Origin of the sequence: Aquimonas voraii (genome assembly GCF_900101825.1) — a bacterium.
Taxonomy (GTDB): domain Bacteria; phylum Pseudomonadota; class Gammaproteobacteria; order Xanthomonadales; family Xanthomonadaceae; genus Aquimonas; species Aquimonas voraii.
Genome location: NZ_FNAG01000005.1, coordinates 46483 through 68569, shown reverse-complemented (window position 1 = coordinate 68569; position 22087 = coordinate 46483). Strand labels below are relative to the sequence as shown.

The 22087-nt window shown below is 69.2% G+C and carries 17 protein-coding genes; 3 read left to right on the top strand and 14 right to left on the bottom strand.

Annotation, left to right across the window (positions count from 1 at the left end; translation table 11 throughout):
- Positions 1–4 precede the first annotated feature (4 nt).
- The 3 genes from BLP83_RS10185 to BLP83_RS10175 form a co-directional block, all read right to left on the bottom strand.
- On the bottom strand, positions 5–2038 hold the full coding sequence (locus BLP83_RS10185) for a tetratricopeptide repeat protein (RefSeq protein WP_091242181.1): 2034 nt from the start codon (positions 2036–2038) through the stop codon (positions 5–7).
- A gap of 92 nt (positions 2039–2130) precedes the next feature.
- Positions 2131–3378, bottom strand: coding sequence for a pyridoxal-dependent decarboxylase, exosortase A system-associated (locus BLP83_RS10180; RefSeq protein ID WP_091242178.1), 1248 nt, complete (start codon positions 3376–3378; stop codon positions 2131–2133).
- 665 nt (positions 3379–4043) lie between these two features.
- Positions 4044–5642, bottom strand: coding sequence for a right-handed parallel beta-helix repeat-containing protein (locus BLP83_RS10175; protein ID WP_176764119.1), 1599 nt, complete (start codon positions 5640–5642; stop codon positions 4044–4046).
- 387 nt (positions 5643–6029) lie between these two features.
- On the opposite strand from BLP83_RS10175, the gene BLP83_RS18305 reads away from it, so the two are divergent.
- Together BLP83_RS18305 and BLP83_RS10170 are read left to right on the top strand one after the other, a co-directional pair.
- On the top strand, positions 6030–7187 hold the full coding sequence (locus BLP83_RS18305; protein ID WP_176764118.1) for a glycosyltransferase: 1158 nt from the start codon (positions 6030–6032) through the stop codon (positions 7185–7187).
- Complete coding sequence (locus BLP83_RS10170) at positions 7184–8416, top strand: glycosyltransferase family 4 protein (protein ID WP_091242174.1); 1233 nt, start codon at positions 7184–7186, stop codon at positions 8414–8416. The genes BLP83_RS18305 and BLP83_RS10170 overlap by 4 nt, the downstream gene beginning before the upstream one ends.
- 70 nt (positions 8417–8486) lie before the next feature.
- Here BLP83_RS10170 and BLP83_RS10165 read toward each other — a convergent pair whose 3' ends face one another.
- The 7 genes from BLP83_RS10165 to BLP83_RS10150 all read right to left on the bottom strand — a co-directional run bounded on the left by BLP83_RS10165 (position 8487) and on the right by BLP83_RS10150 (position 14133).
- The gene (locus BLP83_RS10165; protein WP_176764117.1) at positions 8487–8900 is read right to left on the bottom strand and encodes a type II toxin-antitoxin system VapC family toxin; all 414 of its coding nucleotides are present in this window, start codon (positions 8898–8900) and stop codon (positions 8487–8489) included.
- Between the two features lie 204 nt (positions 8901–9104).
- A complete protein-coding gene (locus BLP83_RS10160; protein WP_091242170.1) occupies positions 9105–9617 on the bottom strand; it encodes an Imm42 family immunity protein in 513 nt (170 codons plus the stop codon).
- A gap of 98 nt (positions 9618–9715) precedes the next feature.
- The gene (locus BLP83_RS18300; RefSeq protein WP_143006635.1) at positions 9716–10108 is read right to left on the bottom strand and encodes a hypothetical protein; all 393 of its coding nucleotides are present in this window, start codon (positions 10106–10108) and stop codon (positions 9716–9718) included.
- 56 nt (positions 10109–10164) lie between these two features.
- On the bottom strand, positions 10165–10647 hold the full coding sequence (locus tag BLP83_RS18295) for a hypothetical protein (RefSeq protein WP_143006634.1): 483 nt from the start codon (positions 10645–10647) through the stop codon (positions 10165–10167).
- Between the two features lie 73 nt (positions 10648–10720).
- Positions 10721–11116 carry a hypothetical protein gene (locus BLP83_RS18290; protein WP_143006633.1) on the bottom strand — a complete coding sequence of 132 codons (396 nt, stop codon included), beginning with the start codon at positions 11114–11116 and terminating at the stop codon, positions 10721–10723.
- 334 nt (positions 11117–11450) lie between these two features.
- Positions 11451–12440: a polysaccharide deacetylase family protein gene (locus BLP83_RS10155; protein ID WP_143006632.1), complete on the bottom strand. Its 990-nt coding sequence runs from the start codon at positions 12438–12440 to the stop codon at positions 11451–11453.
- A 133-nt stretch (positions 12441–12573) separates the two neighbouring features.
- Positions 12574–14133 (bottom strand): lipopolysaccharide biosynthesis protein, encoded by a 1560-nt coding sequence (locus BLP83_RS10150; RefSeq protein ID WP_091242165.1) that lies wholly within the window; start codon positions 14131–14133, stop codon positions 12574–12576.
- A gap of 122 nt (positions 14134–14255) precedes the next feature.
- Between BLP83_RS10150 and BLP83_RS10145 the strand changes: the two genes are divergently transcribed.
- The gene (locus BLP83_RS10145) at positions 14256–15368 is read left to right on the top strand and encodes a glycosyltransferase (protein WP_176764116.1); all 1113 of its coding nucleotides are present in this window, start codon (positions 14256–14258) and stop codon (positions 15366–15368) included.
- Between the two features lie 38 nt (positions 15369–15406).
- On the opposite strand, the gene BLP83_RS10140 is transcribed toward BLP83_RS10145, so the two are convergent.
- From BLP83_RS10140 to BLP83_RS10125, 4 genes are all read right to left on the bottom strand, one after another.
- Positions 15407–16549, bottom strand: a complete 1143-nt coding sequence (locus tag BLP83_RS10140; RefSeq protein WP_091242161.1) for a glycosyltransferase family 2 protein — start codon at positions 16547–16549, stop codon at positions 15407–15409.
- Complete coding sequence (locus tag BLP83_RS10135; RefSeq protein ID WP_091242159.1) at positions 16549–17742, bottom strand: hypothetical protein; 1194 nt, start codon at positions 17740–17742, stop codon at positions 16549–16551. The genes BLP83_RS10140 and BLP83_RS10135 overlap by 1 nt, the downstream gene beginning before the upstream one ends.
- Positions 17743–17797: 55 nt before the next feature.
- The gene (locus tag BLP83_RS10130; RefSeq protein WP_091242157.1) at positions 17798–19138 is read right to left on the bottom strand and encodes an O-antigen ligase family protein; all 1341 of its coding nucleotides are present in this window, start codon (positions 19136–19138) and stop codon (positions 17798–17800) included.
- A gap of 410 nt (positions 19139–19548) precedes the next feature.
- Positions 19549–21768 carry an HzsA-related protein gene (locus BLP83_RS10125; protein WP_176764115.1) on the bottom strand — a complete coding sequence of 740 codons (2220 nt, stop codon included), beginning with the start codon at positions 21766–21768 and terminating at the stop codon, positions 19549–19551.
- Between the last annotated feature and the right edge of the window lie 319 nt (positions 21769–22087).

Here is a 22087-nt window from a genome sequence, read left to right as displayed (position 1 = left end):
CACCCTAAGGGCTGACCCAGAGCGTGTAGAAGTCGCGGAACATGCGCGGATGCGCGGCCTCGAGCGCCGCCCAGGCCGGCAGGTCGGCGGGTAGCGGCCCCTTCTTGGGCAGCGCCGCGCGCTCGTCGAAGCCCAGTTCCAGGCCGCGCAGGCGCAGGCCCGCAGCATGCACCGCGGCGATCAGTTCAAGCAGGCCCAGCGGCCCAGCATCCCAATCGCACAGCAGGCTCTGGCAGGGACCCAGGCTGTGGAACTCGGGCAGCGCGCGCAGCGCGGCGGCCGGATGCTCCGCCGGCAATTCGAGCAGGCGCGCGCGCAGGATGCGCGGGTCGGCCTCACCGGGCTCCAGTCCGGCGTGCGCAAGGCACTGCCGCGCGGCCTGCAGCGCGCCACGCAGGCGTGCACTGGGCACGCGCAGACGCAGCAGCCCGCGCGGGGCCAGCCAGGGCCGCAGCTCGTTCAATCGGGCCTGCAGCAGACCCGGCGTCAGCAGCAGGCGTCCGCTGTCAATGACCGTATAGCCACCCGCTCCGGCGGCTTCGAGCCCGCCCTGCGCCACGCTGAGCTGCGGCAAGCGGAGGCGCTGGGCCTGTTCGGCGAGCGCAGCGGCGGCGCGGGCATCGGTGTCGAGCGCACGGATGCTGGCGCCGCGCAGGCGGACGGCCAGCTCTAAGGCCCACTCGCCGCCGCCAGCGGCCAGCGCCAGCACCCGCGGCTCGCCCAACTTGGGCAGGCGCGGCAGGGTGAAGGGCGCTATGCGCTCGGCCAGATAGTCCGCGAGGGCCAGGCCGCGCGGCGGCGTGGGCAGATGCGTCCAACGCAGGCTGGGCAGCGGGCCGGGATCGGCCGCCGCCTGCGCCAGCAGGGCCTGCACCGGCGCGGGGCCAGCGCGGGTCTTCAGCGCATCGGCGGCAGCGATCGCCGACAGCGGCCGATAGGCCAGTAGTGCCGGCAGCCACGCCGACGGCCAGGGCTCGCCCTGCGCCAGCGCAAGACGCAGGCGTTCGGCCAGGGCGTCGACGCGGGCCTGCTCGTCCTGCGGCACCGGCCAGACGTGATGCTGGCGCAGGGCGTGGGCGGCCAACGCACACAGGAAGGACAGCTGGGCATCGTCGAGCGGCGCGGCGACGCTGCTGCGTGCGGCGCGCTCCAGCAGCATGCCGCGCACCTGCAGCAGCAGGTGCTGCAGGTCGGCATCCGGAATGACCGGCTGCCGCAGCAGCGCGCGCAGCAGCGGCTGGCTGTAGATCGCGCTGCCGAGGCGCAGGTCCGACCAGCTGTGCGGCGACAGCGGCTGCGGCCAGGCGTCACGCACGCGCTGCAGCCAGGGGCCGGTGCGTGGATCGGCCTGCAGGATCCGGCAGGCCAGCTCAAGCAGTCGGCGCGTCGACGCCCAGGGCGTATCGAGCGCACGCACCAGCAGGGCCGTGTCCACCGCATCGGGCAGGGTCCCCGCCGCCTCGGCGACGCGCCGCAGCAGCAGCCCGGCCCAGGCCTCGCCAACCGCCAGCGGACGCGAGTCCTCGCGCAGCAGCGCCCCCAAGGCCTGTTGCGCGCCGGCGCCATCGCCCGCGCTCGCCATCAGCAGCGCATGGTGGGCGCGGTTACCGATGTGGTCGGGGCGCAGTTCCAGGGCGCGGGCGCTGGCCTGCAGCGCCTCGTCAAAGCGGCCAAGTTCAGCCAGCAGAGCGCTGCGGTGGAAGTGCAGTTCGGGGTCCTCGGGCGAACGCGCCAGCACGCGCTCAAGCTCGGCCAGCGCTACCTCCGGGCCCTGCTGGCCGCGCTTCACCTCGGCCAGGATCGCATGGGCCTCGGCGCAGTCCGGCTCCAGGCTGAGGGCACGCTCGGCCAACGCGCGCGCCTCCGCCTGCTGCCCCTTCAGCACCAGCACCGCGCTCAGGTTGGTCAGCACCGAGACCCGCTCGGGCACCAGCGCCATCGCCTGGCGATACAGCGTTTCAGCCTCGTCCAGACGACCGCGCTGGTGATGATCCAGGGCCTTGAAGAACAGTTCCCGGGCGTGTTCGGTAGGGTCCATCGGCAGTCGGCGTGCGGAACGAAGCGGCCTAGGGTGCACCATTCGCGTAGCGAGGGCATCCCCGGCACCGCCAAGCGGCTGCCGCGCCGGGCTCACACCAGCGCCTCCACCACTTCGGGATGCCCCAGGAACTCGCGCGGGCTCGCGGTCTTGCCGTAGGCGCCGGACTGGAAGACAACGACCAGATCCCCCGCCTGCGCCACGCCCAAGTCGGCGCGGTCGGCGAGCAGGTCGAGCGGCGTGCACAGCGGGCCGACCACGCTCGCGGTCTCGCGCTCGCCGGGCCGCGCATTGACCATGGCCGGATAGTTCTTGCGCAGCACCTGTCCGAAGTTGCCGCTGGCGGCCAGGTGGTGGTGCATGCCGCCGTCGCAGACCAGGAAGACCTGGCCGCGCGAGATCTTGCGGTCGATCACCCGCGCCACGTAGACGCCGGCCTCGCCCGCCAGATAGCGGCCAAGCTCCAGCACCAGATGGCCCTGCGGGAAATCGCGGGCGCAGCGCTCGGCGAGGCCGAGCAGGCAGTCGGCCACAGGCGCGAGATCCAGCGGCATGTCGCTGAGGGTGTACGGGATGCCGAAGCCGCCGCCGAGGTTCAGGCTGCGCACCGGCGCCGGCAGTTGATCCGCCCAGCCGAGGATCAGCTCGTAGCTCTTGGTCTGCGCTTCCACGATCGCCTCGGCCTTCAGGTTCTGGGAGCCGGCGTAGAGGTGGAAACCTTCAAAGGCCAGCCCGAGCGCGCGGATCTCGGCCAGCAGGGCCGGCACCTGCTCGGCATCCACGCCGAACTGCTTGGCGCCGCCGCCCATGCGCATGCCCGAGGCCTTCAGCTCGAAGGGCGGATTGATGCGGATCGCCACGCGTGCGGCCTCGCCGCTGGCGGCACTGGCCTCGGCCAGCGCGCGCAGCTCGCGGAAGCTCTCGATGTTGATCAGGATGCCCGCGGCCTGCGCCTGCTTCAGATCGGCATCGCTCTTGCCCGGGCCGGCGAAGCTGACGTGCTGCGGGTCCATGCCGGCATCGAGCGCCACCCGCAGCTCGCCGACCGAGGCCACGTCCAGCCCGTCGGTGAGCCCGGCCATGTGCGCAACCAGGGCCGGCATCGGGTTGCACTTGACCGCGTAGTGCAGATGCACGGCTGGCGGCAGCAGGCCGCGCAGCTGCGCGACACGCGCGCTCAGCCGGCTGCGGTCGTAGACGTAGCAGGGCGTGCGGCCGATCGCAGCGACCACCCGCGACAGCGGACGCCCGCCGACCAGCAGCTCGCCGCCGGCATCCACGCGCCAGGGCAGGCCCTGGGCCCAGGGCAGTTCGAGTTCGGGACAGATCGGCGCGCTCATGAGTCCAGCTATCTGTGATGGGTCGCACATTGTGCCGAATGCGGCCCGCCTCCGGCGTGTCTGCGCGCGCGGCAAACCGGCCTGCGCGCACGCAGCCTGCGGACTGACGGGAGCGAGGGCTTCCAGGACGCTGGCCCTGCCCATGTCGAAGGCGTTCCGCCCACTTCCCTCGTGGGACAGAGGGCGGACGCTCGCGGCGATGCTTTTCCCCCTGTCCCCAACCCCTCTCCCACCAGGGGAGAGGGGCTTGAAGCCGCTCTTCTGCCGGTGTCGAAAATGCGGCTTCGTATGCCTGGATCCCATCGGTGCGGAGCGATGCCTGAGCTCCCCTCTCCCCTGGTGGGAGAGGGGTCGGGGGAGAGGGGGAAACGTGCGCCCACCCTGAGTTGCGAAGTCGCCCTGTCCTCGACCTCAGGCGCAGGCTGAAACCGCCCGCAGACGCACCGCCGGCCGGGCCAGAAAAATCTTGAGGGGCCTTGATCGATTCCAGCCCCGGATTGCGAGTAGGGGAGATGTCGACGCGAGTTGTCTCGCTCGACCCGGGCCGGTGCTCCGCCGGCTGGGCTCTGGCTATCGCTCGTTCACCGAGTTCTTTACCTTCGGCGTCACCGCCGGCCCTGTGGCACGCAGGGCCGGCTTTTTTTTGCCCGCACTGCGGCAGTTCGCTATTCGAAGCCGCTGCCGAACAGCCAGTTCTCGTCGACAAAGCTGCGGCTGGCTTCCGCGGTATTGCCGTAGGCACCGAGGTTCACCCGTCCGCCGTTGGGCGCAGGCTCGGCGGCGTGGGGCGAGGCCGGGTCGCCGGCATCGATGGCCGGGCTGCTGCGCGCATCCACCACCCAGCCGCCGGAGCTGAAGTGACCGCCAGCCGACTGCAGGTGATAGTCACCCGTCGCTGGCGACACGAAGCCCGGATCCAGCGCGCGGTTGCCAGTGCCTGCCTGGGCGGTGATCGAGTAGCTGATCGCATAACTGCCGCCGCTGTAGCTGACGAATTCGCGCGTGTTGCCCCAGAGGATCGAGTTCTTCAGCGTCAGCGTCGAGCTGGCCTCAACGAGGATGGCCGCGCCGCCGGGTGCAGGCGCCGGGCAGACATGCTGGGCGATGGTCAGGTGTTCGGCCGTCACCCGCGAGGGGCCGCCCGGGCCGCCGTCGACATACAGGGCCGCGCCATTGCGCCTGTCGCCGGGGCAGCGGTTCGCCACCAGCAGGTCGTGGCGCATGCTGCCCTCGGCGCCTTCGTCCCAGAACACGCCCGAGCCCGGGCCCGAGGCGGAGTTGTCGCTGATCAGATTGCGCTCCATCGCCGCCCCTGCCGCGGCGATCAGCACGCCGCCGCCCCAGCCGTAGCCCACCGTCGCACCGACCACGTTGCCGACGATCACATTGGCCTGGATCTCGGTGCTGGCCGTGGAGACATAGAGGCCGCCGCCATGGTCGTTGTGCGCGGTGTTGTTGGCGATGCGGTTGCGCAGCACGCGGGCCTGGCGACCGCTGACGGTGATGCCTGCGCCCTTGCCGGCCAGGTTGTCCTCCACCACGTTGTCCTCGATGCGCAGCAGGCCGCTGCCGCTGTTGCGGGCGTACACGCCGCCGCCGCGCGAATCGATGCTGGTGTGCTGACGCGTGCGGTTGCCGTGGATGCGGTTGTGGCTGATCACCAGGCTGGCGCCATCGCTGAGGCTGGCGTACACGCCGCCGCCGTTGCCGTTGCCGTCCTGCCAGGTGGTGCCAAGGCCCACGCCGCCGGTGATCTCGAAGCCATCGAGCACACAGCTGCCGCTGCCCTGCAGGTGCAGCTGCACCGTCGGGTTGCCAGCCTGGCCGTCGAGCACGCTGCGGTGCGTGCCGGCATCACGCTGGCTGAAGTCCGCGCTGAACCCGCCCAGCAGCTGCAGGCACAGGCTGCTGGGTGCGTTGAAGCGGCCGAACGCGACGTTCTCGCGGTAGGTGCCGGCCGCGACCTGCACGGTATCGCCGGCCTTGGCGCCCGCGATCGCCGCCGTCAGCGTTGCCAGCGGCGCCCCCGCCGTGCCGAGGCCGCCGGCCGCGGCGCCCGCGCGCACGCAGATCACCGCCGCGTCGGTGGCGGTGAATCCGGTGCAGGCCCGCCGCTGCCCGTTGTCGAAGCCCTGTGGGCCCTCGCCGACGACGCCCGCCTGCAGCTCGGTGGCAGACCACAGCCACAACATCAGCAGCTTCGACAGCGCCGCCGTGGCCATGCGGCGGGCCAGGCGCGGTTCGAACTCTGTCAGTCGTTTCATGCGGGGCACCCGTCGCGGACCGGATCCGCGCCGGGCGGCGCCCGGCGATTGAAGAGTGCGAATCATCACCTCATAAATGTGATGGCGCCAGCAGTTTGCAGCTAGAATCCGGCGCTGTCCGCGGGCGAGCCTGCGGGCCCAGGCGGTCCGCGCCCCTCCGGCAGACGGGGCTCGGCGCCGTGCATCCGGACACACAGGGGCGCCCCGCGCCCGAGGGGAATTGGGCGGCATGGTGGTCGGCAGCGCGATCCGGCGACAGCAGCGAAGGGCAGGCGCCAGCGGCGTCGCCGCGCAGGTGCGCCTCAAACCCGCCAGTGCCCGATCCAGTTCGCCGACAGCACTCGCAGCCCCTGCCGCCGCGGCATGGATCACCGCCGGAGGGCGTGCGTGAGGGTGCTGGTCATCACCAACCTCTTTCCCCTGCCCTGGGAGCCCGGCCGCGGCCTGTTCAACGCTGCCCAGCTGACCCGGCTGGCACAGCGGCATCCGGTGCATGTGGTGGTGCCGGTGGCCTGGCGCAGCTGGTGGCGGCATCGGCGCGCGGCGCGCGGCAGCCACGACTACCAGGGCATCACGGTGACGCCGGTGCCGTACTACTACACCCCGGGCCTGTGGCGGGCGAGCTATGCCTTCAGCCTCTGGCTCTCTTTGTGGCGCGCCCTGCCCCGGTTCCAGCACTGGGGCGCGGACGTGATCCTCGCCACCTGGCTCTACCCGGACGGCGTGGCCGCCGTGCGTCTGGCGCGCCAGCTCGGCCTGCCGGTGCTGCTGAAGGCGCACGGCAGCGACGTCAACGTGCAGTGCCAGGCGCCGGCGCGGCGTCGCCAGGTGGTGCAGGCCGCGGCCGCCAGCACGGCAGTGCTCACCGTCAGCCGCGACCTGGCCGACCAGCTGCACGCGCATGGCGTGGAGGCACAGCGCCTGCACACCCTCTACAACGGCATCGACCTGCAGCGTTTCGCGCCAGCCGACCGCGCCGAGGCGCGACGCGCGCTGGATCTGCCGGCCGCCGATCGGGTGCTGCTCTACATCGGCAACTTGAAGCGCAGCAAGGGCGTGCTGGACCTGGTCGAAGCGCTGCGGCAACTGCCCTCCGATGACTGGCAGCACTGCATCGTGATCGGGGAAGGCGAAGACCGCGCCGCCATGGAAGCCCTGGCTCGCCGCCATGGCCTGAGCGCGCGCCTGCGCTGGCTCGGCCGACAGCCGCATGCGCAGATCGGCCAGTGGTTGGCGGCCTGCGACCTGCTGTTGCTGCCCAGCCACGCCGAGGGCGTGCCCAACGTCGTGCTGGAGGCCATGGCCTGCGGACGCCCGGTGGTGGTGAGCGACCTGCCGGGCATCCGCGAAGTCACGCCCGAATTCGCCGGCCTGCGTGCCCCGCCGCAGCAGCCGCCCGCTTTCGCCGCCGCGATCGCGGCGGCACTCGCCCGCCACTGGGACAGCGCCCGCATCCGTCGCCACGCCGAATCCTTCAGCTGGCAGACCAATGTCGACCGCCTCGAAGCCCTGCTCCAGGCCGCCGTATCGGAACACGCCCCATGACTGACAAGGTGCTCTACCACCATCGCACCCGCGGCCGCAGCGTCGAGGGCGTGCACATCCGCAGCGTCACCGCGGCGCTGCGGCAGCTCGGCTTCGAAGTCGAGATCCTGTCGCTGCCCGGCGCCCACCCCGAAGCGCCGGAAGAGACCGCGGCCGGCAGCGCCGCGCCTGCGCCCAGCCGGCTTTCGCGCCTGCTGTCGGCGGTGGCCGCGCGCGCGCCCGAGTGGCTGTTCGAGCTGCTCGAACTGCTCTACAACGGCGTCGCCTGGTGGCGGCTGCGCGCGCGGCTCAAGCGCGCGCCCGGCGTGTGGATCTACGAGCGCTACTCGCTGTTCCTGTTCGCGGGCGTGTGGCTGGCGCGCCGGCGCGGCGTGCCCATCGTGCTCGAAGTCAACGACTCGGCGGTGATGCCGCGGGTGCGGCCACTGCTGATGCGCGGCCTGGCGCGGCGCATCGAAGCCTGGGTGTTCTCCCGCTGCGACGGCCTGGTGTTCGTCTCCAGCGCCTTCCGCGACCAGGTGCTGGCCGCGCACGGCCGCCTCGCCACCTGCATCGTCAGCCCCAATGCCGCCGACATCACCCGCTTCGACCCCGAAAAGACCGACCGCCGCGCCATCCGCCAGAGCCTCGGCGTCGACGGGCACCTGGTCTGCGGCTACCTCGGCGCCTTCGTCGAATGGCACGGCATCCACCGCTTCATCGACGCCGCCGCCCCGCAGCTGGCGGCGCGCCAGGACCTGCGCCTGCTGCTGGTGGGCGACGGCAAGACCCGCAGGCAGGTCGAGGCCTCGCTGCAGCAGCACGGCGTGAGCGCGCAGGCCGTGCTGACCGGCGCCGTGCCGCACGCGCAGGTGCCCGGCCTGATCGCCGCCATGGACGTCTCGGTGCTGCCTGACTCCAACACCTACGGCTCGCCGATGAAGCTGTTCGAACTGATGGCCATGGGCGTGCCCGTGGTCGCACCCGACTACGGCCCCATCGCCGAAGTGATCGAGCACGGCGTCACCGGCTGGCTGTTCCCGCGCGGCGACATGCAGGCCTGCCTGGAGACCTTGCTGGCCCTGAAGCCCGAGGAGATCCGCGAAGTCGGCGAACGCGCCCGCCGCTACGTCGTCGAGCACCGGCAGTGGCGCAACAACGCGCAGCAGCTGGTCGAGCTGTTCCAGCAGATCGAAGTGGAGAAGAAGTGCGCAGGCCTCGGAAAGCAGGGGCGGCGCAGCGAGGCCTGAGAGCCGCCGCGAGCCATCCACCTGTTGCGGCCGCCGCTGCCTGCGGCGCAGGCAATGCGATGTGGACAGCTCAGCCCAACACGCGCATGCCGCGCACCTGGGCGAAATCGCGGTCGTGCGTGACCAGCGCCTCGGCATTGATCGCCAATGCGCTGGCCAGCTGGATCGCATCGCGCAGCTTCAGGCCGTACTGCTCGCGCAGGCGCGCCGCGCTCTCGGCGATGTCGCTGCTGAGCTCCACCACCCGCCAGCTCTCGAGCAGCCCGCGGTAGCGCTTGGCCAGCGCTTCCTCCCCCGCCCGCAAGGGGCCGGTCAGCACTTCCGCCACGGCGACCGTGGTCACCGCCAACACCAACTCGCCCGCGGCATGCCGCTGGAACAGCGGCGCAAAGCGTTCGGCGAAGCGCTCATGCGCTTCGAGCGTGTAAATGATGGGGTCGGCATCGCCGGCCACAGCTATGGCGACTACACCGCGCCCTACCACGCCGCGCTGGACAGCCGCTGCCGCTTCGCCTGCATCAGCGGCGCCGTGTGCAGCTTCGAAACCCGCCGCCGCGCCTACCTCCGACGGCACCACGATGCTACGTTGCTAGACCTGACCCCTGCTTCGCTCTGTTTCGCTTAACTGATTGAAAACTCGATCAGCAATTGCAAATTCATTCCTTGCACTGTCTGCGACAACAAACCATCAAGCAACGGCAGCAATCGACTTCCTCAAAGCGTCAGCCGCAGATTGAAGAACTCTTTCGACCTCTCCTGCGGGGAGAACCGCCTCATGAAGCCCACCCGCACCATCCTTCCATATCAGGCGAGAGCGTCCTTTCTCATCTTGGGCGAGCAGAAGAACCACAGAGTCAAACGATGACATCCCTAAATGCGAGATATGAAATCTGCCGTAGGTGTCTTCGTAAATCTCCTTCGCGAAATCGCCCCCGTCTTCGGATGTCAAGACAGACGCCCCAAGACGAAGAAACGCCTGCTCCTTCGGCATGTCGAACAGCCCAGGCTCGTAACGAGCCTTGGGCTGGGCAAGAAACTCCTCAAGCCATCGCAAGCAACCTTTCAGGTCGACGGATCGATCGCCGGGATCGCCAACGATCGATCCGTCTACGATGAAACAGAGCTTACCAAACACCCAAGTCTCAACGGTCTCCGCGATCTCGTATTCAACGCAGAAACGACCGCCATCACCGATTCTCATGATCACAGTCCATCCAGACCAAATACGGGTTCAGGTTCATTTTCTTCCTCGGAATGAATGAACTCGACCCTATTTTCCGAGCCCTCTGCAACAAAGGGTTAGCCGGCAATGTAGAGGACATTGTTGCCAACCTTGTTTTCAGAGACGAGCTTAGCCAAGGCAGAGCCGCTGACCCTTTCAGTTCTTCGCGGGCGCTCGCCATTCAACCAGTGAGCAACGAAGGAGAATTTCCTGCACTCCTTCGACAAGGCCGACACCGCATGCGATAGCGCGGCCAAGTGGTCAGGCGCAAGGGTCCACGTTTCACTTTCGAAGTCGGCGTCGTCGGATAGAAACTCACAGGAACAGCCGCCAGTAACAGAAAAATGAAGTGAAGGTACGCCCCGTACTTTGCGAGAGGAAACTGCAAGCCCGCAAAGTTGCGACAGACGCTCTGTGGATATGCGGCTCTTCGCTTCAGGGGCAATGGAGGCGAGGATTTCGAGGCACATGTCGGCTAACGTTTCAGGGCGCGGCCCGTCAGGGCCGTCGACCCTGCAGCGAATTGTCAGGCATCTTCTACGTAGATACGACTGTACCCAGAGAACTGGGCGTCGTTCATGTTTTCCTTAATGACCCTGATTGCCACTTCTGGATCTACAACGACACAGACGATCTCCATGGTTCCGGACCCAGTGCTGCCGCCATCAACATGCCCGAGCCCGGTCCACCCAAGAACATTATTTAGGTGGCTATCAACCGCCAACCTCTTCTTAAAGTCATCGTCGGTACCAAATTCAGATATTTTGTACTCAACAACGACCGTTCGGTGTTTTCTCACCGGAATTGGTAGGAATCCATTCTTCGCAGCCCCTTCGAGGATGCTTTTTAGCATCTTCGCTTCACTTGTGCCTTTTGGTATGGGGTGCTGCCTTATTTCTCCGTCTTCCCCCACTGAACCCCAATGCTCTGTGGCCACGCCGTCTTCAGATGATGCCCACGCCTCGTGATATCTCAACTTGCCGTCAATATTCTTGTACAGCTTTCGCACAACCACCCCCAAGATGCCTAACGTTTGAGCTCGGGCCGCGGCCCGTCAGGGCCGTTGCGCCTGCAGCGAATTGCTAGATCTCCGGCCAACCCACCGGCCATTGTTCTTTGTGCGTTCGTGCTGACCCATACCTAGCCTCATCTGTGCGCACAAGACTTTTGCAGTCAGCAGCTAACCGAAAGAACTCGCCCTTTTCGATGGGCTTACCATCCTTGCCAATATAGAAGCTTCCCTGCGGCCCCTGGAACTTCGGCGAGCGAACCAGATCCACCGCAACGGATAGGGTAGCTTCCTGAATTTCAGCACGCAGAATTCCATGCTGCTCTAGATCTTTGGATAACCAGGCATGCAGCTCGTGCGCGATGGATAATGGCGCTATAGGCTCACCATTGAATTGGCAATGCAGATTCAGTGCGTCGATCTCCAACGTACCCGAACCGAGGCCTTCAAGCTCCTTGTAGGAGTTCATGAGCCGCCACCCACAGAACATGGCACATAGGGTTTCGACTGCATGGTTGAGGCGCTTACGACGCATATTGAGGAGACCAAACTCAATGTAGAGGTCAAATTGACGCCTAACCCGCCGCATAACTCGCGCATCGCGGCTCCCATGAATCGTAGATAGATTCGCAAATCATCACCTTGCAGCGGGGCGCTTGGCTCCGCTCAAGTCGCACGCTACCGCGATCCCTCCGCGCGCTCAACCCGCGCTTTCAAGCCGGCCGCACCCCTGTCCGGGTTCGGCATTGCTCCTGCGCTCCCACCCGTGCGTTGTGGCAGTGCCCGCGAAAGCGAGCCCCCCCTCACCCCCCACAAAACACCCGCGGCAAGCCAAAAATCCCCTCGAACAAGGCCGGCGCCACATACGGCTCAATCGGTTCGCGGCGGATGTCGTAGTCATCCTCCGTGTCCATTCCGTGGAAGCCGCCGTAGTACGAGAACGCGTAGCGCACGCCGGTTTCTTTCAGCACCTGGCGGGTGTCGGCGTTGAAGCTGTCGCGGTTGCCGACCGGGTAGGCGAAGGCGCGCATCGGGCGGCCGAGTTCGGTCTGCAGGCGTTCGGCGCAGCCGAGGATTTCTTCGCGCTGCTCCTCGATCGGCAGGCGCGACAGCACAGGGTGGTGCATGGTGTGGCCGCCGATGTGCATGCCGTGGGCCTGCATCTCGCGCAGCATGTCCCAGCTCATCCACTGCTCGCTGGCGTCGGGCTGCTGCGCGTCGGGGAGCTCGCGCAGGCGCTGCAGCAGGGCGGCGGCGCGCTCGCCGGGCAGGCGCTTGTACAGGCGCAGCAGCTGGTGCACGGCGTCGGGGCGCTGCTCGGGGGCCAGGCTGAGCGGTGGCAGCTCGAACTCGGGCAGGTGCAGGCGGCGGGCGCTCGTGCTGTCGATCAGGGCGTTTATGGCGTCCCACCAGGACAGGCGCGGGTTGTCGATGTAGCCGGTGGCGATGAAGAAGGTGGCGCGCGCGCGCTCGTGGCACAGCACTTCGAAGGCGGCGTGGTAGTTGTCGCTGTAGCCGTCGTCGAAGGTCACCAGCGCGAAGCGGCCGCGGCTGCGGCGCGCGTCTTGAATCTCATCGGGGGTGATCAGCTCGGCGTGGCGCTTGAGAAACCGGATCTGCGCGGCGAACTGCTCCGCGCTGGCGCTGATCACGCCGGGGTCGCAATAGCGGGGCAGCTGGCTGGCGATGCGGTGGTAGTTGAGGCACAGCAGGCCGCGCGGGCGGTAGACCGTTCGCAGCAGGGCCAGGGCGCCGCTGCGCTTGAGTGCATGGGCCAGCAGCAGTCGCTTCATGCGGTGTCTCCCCTCAGAGGCCGCGATGGGTGGGATGCGCGGGGTGCCTTCGCAGCTGCCGCGGCGGTCGCGCGCCCGTCCGGGATGGAGTGGCAGCGGCGGGCGCTGTCGCGGCCCGGATCGCGCCGCGTGCTCATGCCTCATGCTCGCGCATGCGCTGGCCCCAGCTGTGCAGCCAGGGGCCGAGGCGGGTCTGCAGGCGCGGCAGGCGGGCCAGGGCTTCCTGCAGGGTGTCGGCGTCTTCGCTGCGCCAGGCCCGCAGCAGCAGGCCCAGGCCGATGAACAGCAGTGCGTAGAGCACGCCGGCCGCAAAGCGCAGCCAAGGGTCGGTGGTGAGCAGGGCCAGGCCCACGGCGGGCACGGCGGCCAGCACAGCGGCGGCGGCCAGCCGCGACAGTTCGCGCCAGGGCAGGCGCAGGCCCAGCGCGAGGCGCGTGCCGAGCACCAGCACGCCCATCAGCAGCAGGCGCGAGCTCGCGTGCGCGGCCAGCGCGCCCATCAGGCCAAAGCGCGGTATCCACAGCAGCGCCAGCACCAGGGTGAGCAGGATGCTGCTGGCGGCGATCAGCGCGCGCAGGCGCTGGTGGTCGGTGGTCGACAGCAGGGCGCCAAAGGCGCCTTCGCTGAGCGTGAGGCCGCCGACGACGACCATCCAGCGGAAGACATCGGCCACCGGGGCATAGGCGCTGCCGTAGAGGAGCTGCACGGCGAGGTCCGCGGCCAGGGCGGCGCTGCCCGCCAGCAGCAGCCCGAAGAACAGGAAGATGCGCACCGCATGGCCAAGCACGCGGCCGACCTGCTCAAGACCGTGGGCGCCGTAGGCGTGCGCCATCATCGGCATCAGCACGGTCGACAGGCCGGAGGACAGCAGGTCGACGCCGCCGCGGGTGAGTGCGGCGGCGATGGCGAAATAGCCGACGGCAGCCGAGCCGGTGAACAGGTTGAGCAGGTAGGTCTCGACCGACTTGTTGCCGAGCGCGGCGGCGATGACCAGCGCGATGGTCCAGAACAGGTGCGGACGCAGACGCGCCAGGAGCTCGGCCGGCGGTGCCTCGCGCGCGCCGCGCACGTCGGCGCGGCGTGCGCCGACGAAGCCCAGTACGCCGAAAACCAGGCTGGTGGCGGTGAACACCAGCAGGTAGGCCAGCAGCGAAGCGCCACGCCAGAACAGCAGGGCCACTGCCAGCGCGTTGACGAGGCCGAGAGCCACGGTGATGCCGGCCTCCAGCTCGAAGCGGCCGTGGCCCTTGGCCATCGAGGTGTAGAAGAGGAAGACCGACTTGCCGCTCATGCTGAGCACGGCCAGCGCGGTGAACAGCAACAGCTGCTCCTGCTGCCAGCCGCTGCGCTCGATGAAGGGCAAGGTCGCGGCATAACCCAGGGCCACCGCGATCAGGCACAACAGCTGCCGGCGCCACAGCCAGCCCTGCACGCGCGCGGCGGCGTCGCGCTCGCCGCGGCCCAGTGATTCGGACACGAAGCGGATGCCGGTGGTGGTCAGGCCGTTGTTGGCGATGATGCCGAGCACGCCGGACAGCCACACCAGATAGGCGTAGTGGCCGAAGCGGTCGGGGCCGAGATCGCGCGCGATCAACGCGCTGACCAGCAGGCCGAGCGCATACACGGCATAGGTCGAGCCGGTCATCATCAGGGCGCCGCGCAGGGCGGCGACGCGGCCGAAGGCGCCGCTCATGCCGCGGCCTCCCGTGCGCCACGCGTCGCCGCTGCGACCTGCGCGCTGTGGAACAATCGCCGCCCGCAGGCGCCCGGCCTGCGCTGGCCTGCGAGAGTCTGCGAATGCCTGCCGATGCGTGCGTGCATCCCTGTCTGCTGCATGTGGTCGACAGCCTTGAGACGGGAGGGCTGGAGCGCTTCGTCTGCGATCTGGCGCTGAGCCAGCACGCGGCCGGCCAGCGCGTGGCGGTGTTCAGCCTGAACCGCACCGAGGGGTTTCGCGGCGAGCTCGAAGCCGGCGGGGTCGAGGTGATCCAGGGCGACAAGCGCGGCGGCTTCGACCTTGCCTTGATTCGACGCCTGCGCACGCTGGTGCGCGAGCGCGGTGTCGAGGTGGTGCACAGCCACAATTTCGTGCCCAACTACTACGCGGCGATCGCCCTGCTCGGGCTGCGCTGCGCGCTGGTGAACACCTGCCACAACATGGGCACGCGGCTGGCGCAACGGCGGCTGCGCATGTTCTTCCGCTTGAGCCTGCTGCGCACCGCGCGCGTGGCCACGGTGGGCGAGGCCGCGCGCGCGCATCTGGTCGGCGCGGGCCTGTTGCCGGCCGCGCGCACGGTGGCGCTGGACAACGGCATTCCGGTGCAGCGCTTCGCCCGCGGAGACAGCGCCCGCGCCGAGGCGCGCGCGCTGCTCGGGCTGTCGGCCGAGGCCCCGGTGCTGGGCTGCGTCGGCCGCCTGGTGGCGCTGAAGAACCATGCGCTGCTGCTGGGCCTGCTGCCGGCCCTGCGCGCAGGCTTTGCCGACCTGCAGCTGATGCTGGTGGGCGATGGCCCGCTGCGCGCGTCGCTGCAGCAGCAGGTACACGCGCTGGGCCTCGTCGACTGCGTGCATTTCGCCGGCGACCGCAGCGATGTCGCGCGGCTGCTCTGCGCCTTCGATGTGTTCGTGCAGCCCTCGCGCACCGAAGGCCTGTCGATCGCCCTGCTCGAGGCCAGCGCGGCCGGCTGCGCGATCGTCGCGAGCCGCGTCGGCGGCAATCCGGAGATCGTGGCCGACGGCGAGCGCGGGCGGCTGTTCGAGAGCGACGATGCGGCCGCGCTCGAGGCGCTGCTCGGCGAACTGCTTGGCGACGCGGAACAGCGCCAGCGCCTGGGCGAGGCTGCGCGCGCCTGGGCCGAGCGCGAGGTCGGCATCGAGCGCGCGCGCGCGCGCTACGCCGGGCTGTACGCGCAGGCGCTGCGGCGCTGAGCGCTGCGCAGGCCGAGGCGAATCTGGCGGCAGCGCGCTCATCGGGTCTTCCAGATGTCCTGCGCCGGGCGGTGCAGGATGTCGATGAAACCGCGCACCACGCAGAGCTGCATCTGCACGAAGCCGGTGATCAGGCCGGCCAGCGGCAGGCGCTTCAGCGCAGGCACGGCGGGTGCCAGCAGGCCCAGTGCCCAGGCGCCGAGATGCGGCAGCAGCAGCAGCGCCCAGAAACCGCTGTCGCGCACCAGCATCAGGTGGGCGAACAGGGCGAGCGCGAGGAACAGCGGGCCGGCGAGTCGCAGCAGCTTGTGCCCGACGAAGCGCAGGAACAGCGGATTGGCGGCGGGGTTCAGCAGCCGCGGTTCCAGCGCCAGCAGCTGGAAGTTGCCGGCCAGCGTGCGCACCTTGCGACGGCTTTCCTGGTCGAGCCCGGCGCTGGGCCGGTCCCAGGCGATGGCGCCGGCCTCGAACAGCACGCGCTCGCCGGCCATGGCGCGGCGCATCGGGATCAGGACGTCGTCGAGGATCGTCTGCGGCGGGATCGGCGAGTAGTCGGCGCGACGCATGGCATAGAGCGCGCCGCTGACGCCGACCACCGAGCCGGCGGCCGATTCGAGCCGACGGACGCGCTTCTCGTAGCGCCAGTAGGCATCGACGGTATGGCCGAAGCCCCGGGTGCCTTCGGCCTCGAAGGCGAGCTCACCGCCGACCACGCCAACACCCGGCTGCAGCAGGCGCGCGATCAACAGACGCGCAGCGCCGAGCTCGATGCGCTGGCGCACATCGCAGAACAGCAGCACCTCGCCATGGGCCGCGGCCACGGCGTCGTTGAGGCAGGCGGCCTTGCCGCGCCGCTGGGCGAAGGCCAACACGCGAACGCGAGGGTCGTGGACGGCCTGCGCCGCGGCCTCGGTGCGATCGCTGCTGCCGTCGCAGGCCAGCACGATCTCGATGCGCTTGGGCGGATAGTCCAGCGCCAGCAGGTTGCGCAGCTTGCGGGCGATCGCGGCCTCTTCGTTGTGGGCGATCAGGATCACGCTCAAGCGCGGCCACTGCGTCGGCTCGGGCGCGGGCGCATTCGGCGCGGCGCGGCGCGCACGCAGCCACAGCAGCAGCGGGTAGCCGAGCCAGGTCAGCGCGATCATGCCGACGCCGAACAGCAGCAGCGCGATCCACGGCATCAGGCGGCCTCGACGGCGCTGCGCGGCGCATAGGCGGGGCGGGCGATGCGGTAATCGCGGTACTGCCCGGGGTTGCCGGTTTCGCCGGCTTCGGCGGCCTTGGCGATGTTGTACATCTCGCGCGCCGAGACGTAGTGCAGCTGCCAGCGCTCACCGTCGTTGTAGGCCTGTTCGAGGTGGGCGAAGGCCTCGCGCATCGGCGCGCCAAGCAGGGTGTCGAGATCGCAGTCCTGGGTGCCGTGGGTGTGGATCTTGACGAAGGTCCATTCGGGGCGGCCCTCGACGTGGATGCCAGCGCGCACCCAGTCGTCGATGCGCGCGGGTGAGGGCGGGCTGACCGCGCGGATGTCCGAGTTCTCGATTCGCGGCAAGAGGCCGTACTTGCGGCTGCGGAAGTTCAGGCCAAGCACGCCCTGGATCAGCATCAGGTCGCCCCAGGGCTGGCCGCCGACACGCACCCGCTGGCCACGCTCGTGTGACTTCGGCCGCTGCGGATCGTCCTTGGCGTAGTAGATGCGGTTGATGTTCGAGGGCTGGGTCGGGTCGGGCGCCGAGGGAAAGGTGAAGTCGGCATAGCAGCCCTCTTCGCGCAGCACGATCAACTCGTTGTTGACCCCGCAGCCGTGGCCGTACGGGTGGCTGTTGTCCAGCGCCCAGTTGCCATGGATGAAGGCCCACTGTGGCTGGCCGGTGGTGGGATCGACCGGCAGCGCATCGTGGCGCTCGACCAGCTGGCGGGTGAAGCGGCGCAGGGTCTGACGCAGGTTGGCCTCGGTGTCGCGGTCGTGGTGCAGGTGCACTTCGATCTCGCCCAGGCCCATGCGGCACAGCTCGACCAGGGCATCGAGGTGCTCGGCGCGGTATTCCTCTTCCGGGTAGAAGAAGGTGTGCACCGGCGCGCGGCCATCGGCGTCGCGGTATCCCTCGCAGACCTTGGGGTAGTCCCTGCGCCAGCGGGTCACCCGCGCGCACTCGCGCGCGTAGTCGGCGCGGCCCCACTGCGGCTCGTAGTGGTCGACGAAGCAGAACAACAGATGTCGGGTGACGCCCGTGGGCGCCGGCGCGCGCCAGTCCTGGCGCAGCCAGGCGCTGAGCCAGCCCAGCACATGGCGGCGGTGGGCGAGGTACAGCACCGCCGCGAAACCGGCCAGACCGGCGAGCAGCAGCAGGACGAACAGCAGGGTGAGGCTCATCGGTTCCTCGCTGCGGACCCGGTCCGCGAGGCATGGCGTGGGGACAGGTCGGTGTTCATCCGGTGATGCGCTCCAGCACGACGAAGGCATAGACGACGACGATGCTGCCGAGCGCGGTGAACACGGCGGCGAACTGCCAGCGTGGCGCCGGCCAGTTGTGGGTTTCCGGGCTGGCCAGCGCCCTCTCGCGGGCTGCCCAGGCCGCGGCGATGCACAGGCCCAGCAGCAGGTAGAGCAGCGGCTGGTAGGTGCGCGAAAGGAACCAGGCACAGGCCAAGAAGCCGAGCAGGGCCATGCGCAGGGCCTCGGCCATGCGCGCCTCGGTCGAGCCGGGCGGTGCGAGGCCCGCGACCTGGCCGAGCTCGCGCCAGGCCAGCACCAGCAGGGCGACCCAGGGCAGCAGCCCGACCAGACCCAACTCGGCGAAGCAGAGCACGAAGCTGTTGTGCGCGGTCAGCGGGTGGTAGTCGGTGAAAGCCCCATAGCCAACGCCGAACAGCGGGTTCTCGCGGAACATCTGCAGTCCTTCGTACCAGGCCTCGATGCGCTGTCCGGCCGACTGCTCCTGGGTCGAGAATTCGCGCCCACCAGCGAGGCCGAGGCCCATCGCCAGTACCAGGCCGAGGGCGCCGATGACGGCCGTGCGCAGGCTGCCCAGCCAGCCGCGCAGGGCCATCAGGCCCAGGACCGCGATGCCGAGCAGCGCACCGCGCGAATGGGTGAGATAGATGGCGTAGAGCATCAGGGCCATCGGCAGGCCGACGATCAGGGCATTGCGCAGCGCGCGCCGCGGGCGCCAGGCCAGCGCCAGCAGCGGCAGGCTCATCACCAGGGCCTGGCCGAAGTCGTTGGGGTCGTTGAGGATGCCCAGGCCGTGCACACGCCAGAGGCTCTGGCCGGTGTCGTCCTCGGCCGGCACGCCGGTGTAGCCGGCGGCGACCAGATCGGCCTCGTCGCCGGTGCCCTGGCGCAGCACGAAGTCGTCGGCACGATGGCCGGTTTCGTAGGCGTTCACCGCGAACAGGCTGAGCACGAGCATGCACAGGGTCACGGTGGCCAGCGTCCACTGCAGCCGACGCAGGCGGGTGAGGTTCATCGCCGCGAGTACGAGCAGCAGGGCCGAGGCGCTGAACTCGGAGACCGCGTCCATCGCCCCGCCGGCCCAGCCGTTGGCCACGCGCGAGAGCGCCAGCGCCGCGATGAAGGCGATGAGCAGCCCGGCGTGTACAGGACGCAGGGCGATACGGCGCTGCATCAGGGTCGACAGCAGGGCCGCCGCGAACGCGAGCAGCCAGAGCACGAGCATCGGCCGCGCCTCGGCGAGGCCCGGAGCGAACAGCTCCACCGGACGCAGGAAGGTGAAGACGACATAGAGCAGGAACAGCGCGAAGGCCATGGACTGGCTGCCCGATGCTCAGCGCCGGGCCCGCGCGCGCGGGCCCGCGTTGACGCCAGCCGTCGGGTGCGCGGGTTGAGCGAAGGCAGCCAGGAGGCGGGTCGACACCGAGCGTGAACCCCAGGGAATGTGGATTGGTTCGCATTTTGCGGCCTGCAAAATGCGATGGCAATCACGCTATTCGGGATCCGCAGGGTTGGCGCGGGTGGGGGCGCTGCGTTCGGTGGGGCGTGGCCCGTGCTTGCCCGCGTCCTTCAGTCGGGCCTGCACAGCGTCTGCGAAAGCGGCTTGGAGAGCTGCGAAGTGCCTGGCCGGAGGATGCGGCCGAGGTGGGCCGCAACTCCGGGGCCGGCGTCGGCGGGGCCCGGGTGCGGAGGCAACCGAAGAGTACGAGCGATGAACCGCGCGGCTCAGCCGTCCTCAAGGCTGTCGGCAAAAATGCGCAGGGCCTGGGACGCGTTCTCGGCCTGCCAGCGCGTGAGCAGATCGACGAAGGCATCGGCCACCTGGGTGCTTGCCGGCTGGCCCGACTGGCTGGCGGTGTTGACGCCATGGCAGCCGTCACAGGCGCGGACTTCGCCGGCCTGCACCGTCAGCCAGTAGCGCTCGCGCACCACCGGTTCGCCATTGGGTGCGGTGCTCTGCCAGACCAGGGCACGCCCAGCCGGCACGAAGGCCGCCACCGAGCCATCGCCGGCGATGCGCACGCTGCCTGCCGGTGCGCCGGGGGCGGCAGGGTTCAGGCCCACTGCTGCGCTTTCGTGCATGGGCACGGCCAGCACGCGTCGGCCCGCGCGGGGGCTGCTGCCGCCCATGGTCAGGCCGCGGGTCTGGTCGGCCTGCAGGAACTGCATGTGACTGACGGTGTAGACCGTGCCGGTCGGATTCGGCGGGTTCTGGTAGCCGCTGCCGTCGACCCGCAGGTTGAAGGGCTGCTGACGGTCGGCGCGATCGCGGGTGGTAACATCGCGCATCACCACCACGCCGAGCTTGCGCTCGCGCAGGAACTCGCGGAACGCCTGCAGGCTGACGCCGGCCTGGGCGAAGGCCGCCTGCTCGGGCGACTCGATGTCCTCGGCGGTCTGCGGTGGTGCCGGACGCGCGCGCACTTCGACGGCACTGAGTTCCCACATCGGGCCCTCGTAGGTCACCCGCACATCCGGATCCCAGTATTCGACGCGGCGGACGATGCCGGTCTCGCCCAGCAGGGGTGTCGCCGAGGCGGCGAGGCTGCCGTTGTTGGCGACGCTCAGCCGGGTCAGGCGGTATTTGTGGCTGGGGTTGGGGTTGGCGCGGGTGCCCAGCTCGCGCGCAAGGCCGGTGCTGGCGGTGTGCGAAGCGATCACGCTGCCATCCGACAGGGGCAGCGGGTTGCGGTAGTGGCCGCTGTGGTTGGCCGTGGTGGTGGTACCGCCGGTGTCGGGATGGGTCACCGACTGCAGCTGCATCTGGTCGGGATTGGCGCCCATGGCGGCGTTGAAGCGGATGATCTGGCCGCCGCTCAAGGTGCCGAACTCGGGCGCATTCAGGGCATAGAAGCGGCCGGGCTGGGTAGGGTCCTCGGCCAGGTGCAGCAGGTTCAGCAGGCGATAGCTGTTGCCGCCGGAGGGCGTGAAATCGCGCAGGTTCGCGTCGTTGCTGAAGCTGCGGGTGAAGTAGCTGTGCAGCTCATGGCGGCCGACGTGGTTGAGGGTCAGGGCGGCTGTGCCGTCCTGGTTCACCTGCCAGGGGAAGAAGTGATTGAAGCGCAGGCCCTGCACCTGTGAGCCGGCGGCCGCCACGCGCGGCTCGGGGAAGTGCTCGGTGCGATCCGTCGTGCGCTGCGAGTTCGCCGCCTCCGAGCTGTAGTTGAAGGCGCCGTAGGGATTGGAGCTGCCTTCGTTCTGCTGGTCGCGCTGCAGGTGGTCCCAGCGCGAGAACACCACCCGCCCCGAGCTGTCGACCAGCGGATCGAAGGAGCCCGAGGGGGAGTGCTCCAGCAGTTTCAACTCGCCCGCTGGCGAAAGCTTCCACAGCCCGCTGACCGTCGGCGTCGACTCGTACTCATCGAGCTGCGGGTAGAGGTGGCGCTCGCCGCTGCGCGGACGGTCGGAGGCGAAGATGATCGCGCCGTCCGAGCCGTAGGTCGGCTGGATGTTGTTGTAGTTCTCGGGCTGCTGGGCCACGCGCGTGATGACAGCCGTCTGGCCCTGGCCCAGGCCGCTGACCTCATACAGCTGCCAGTAGAAGTTGTCGGCGCCGTACTGCTGGCTGGGTGCGCCGACCACCATGCTGAAGACCGCCTTGGTGCCCGACCAGTGCACCGCCGGGTCGCGCACGGCGATGGCATTGGCGCCCTGGAAGGCCGCCGCCGTGCCGAAGCCGGCCTCGCGGGTGAGGTTGCGCAGGCTGCCATCGGGATAGCGGAGGTAGAGATCGCCGCCGCGGCCGACCAGGCCCATGTTCGCCCGGTGGTTGGCGAACACCGAGCCGATCGCGGCGAAATCCGCCGAGATCGGCATCTGGGTGACGAACAGGATCGGATGCGGCGTGGTCTGCGGGCTGGTCTGCGCCACTGCCGTGGGCGCTGCAGCCATGCCGGCCACCAGGACGAGGACGATGCTGCCGAAGAATGCGGGGAGACGGGTCATGGGCGTGGCACCAATGTTTACAACCGCAGGCTACGCGGCCGCTTCCCGGGGTTTCGCGGGGTGGTTGGCACAATTGCGAAACAATTCGGTGACCCACTGCGCAGCTTGAAAAATCCGTTTTTGGACATGCACTTGCGGTCACACCAGGAGTGCGAGCAGGAACACGGGGCGCAAGGCTGGGGGATGGGAGTGGCAGGCCTGCGGGCTGGCAGCCATGCGGCCAGGACGAGCACCGCTGCTTTATGTGCGCCAGTTCACGGTTTGCCGGTGCAGCTGTTATCGTTCGCCGCCCCTCTCTGCTCGGCTCAGGACCCCACGA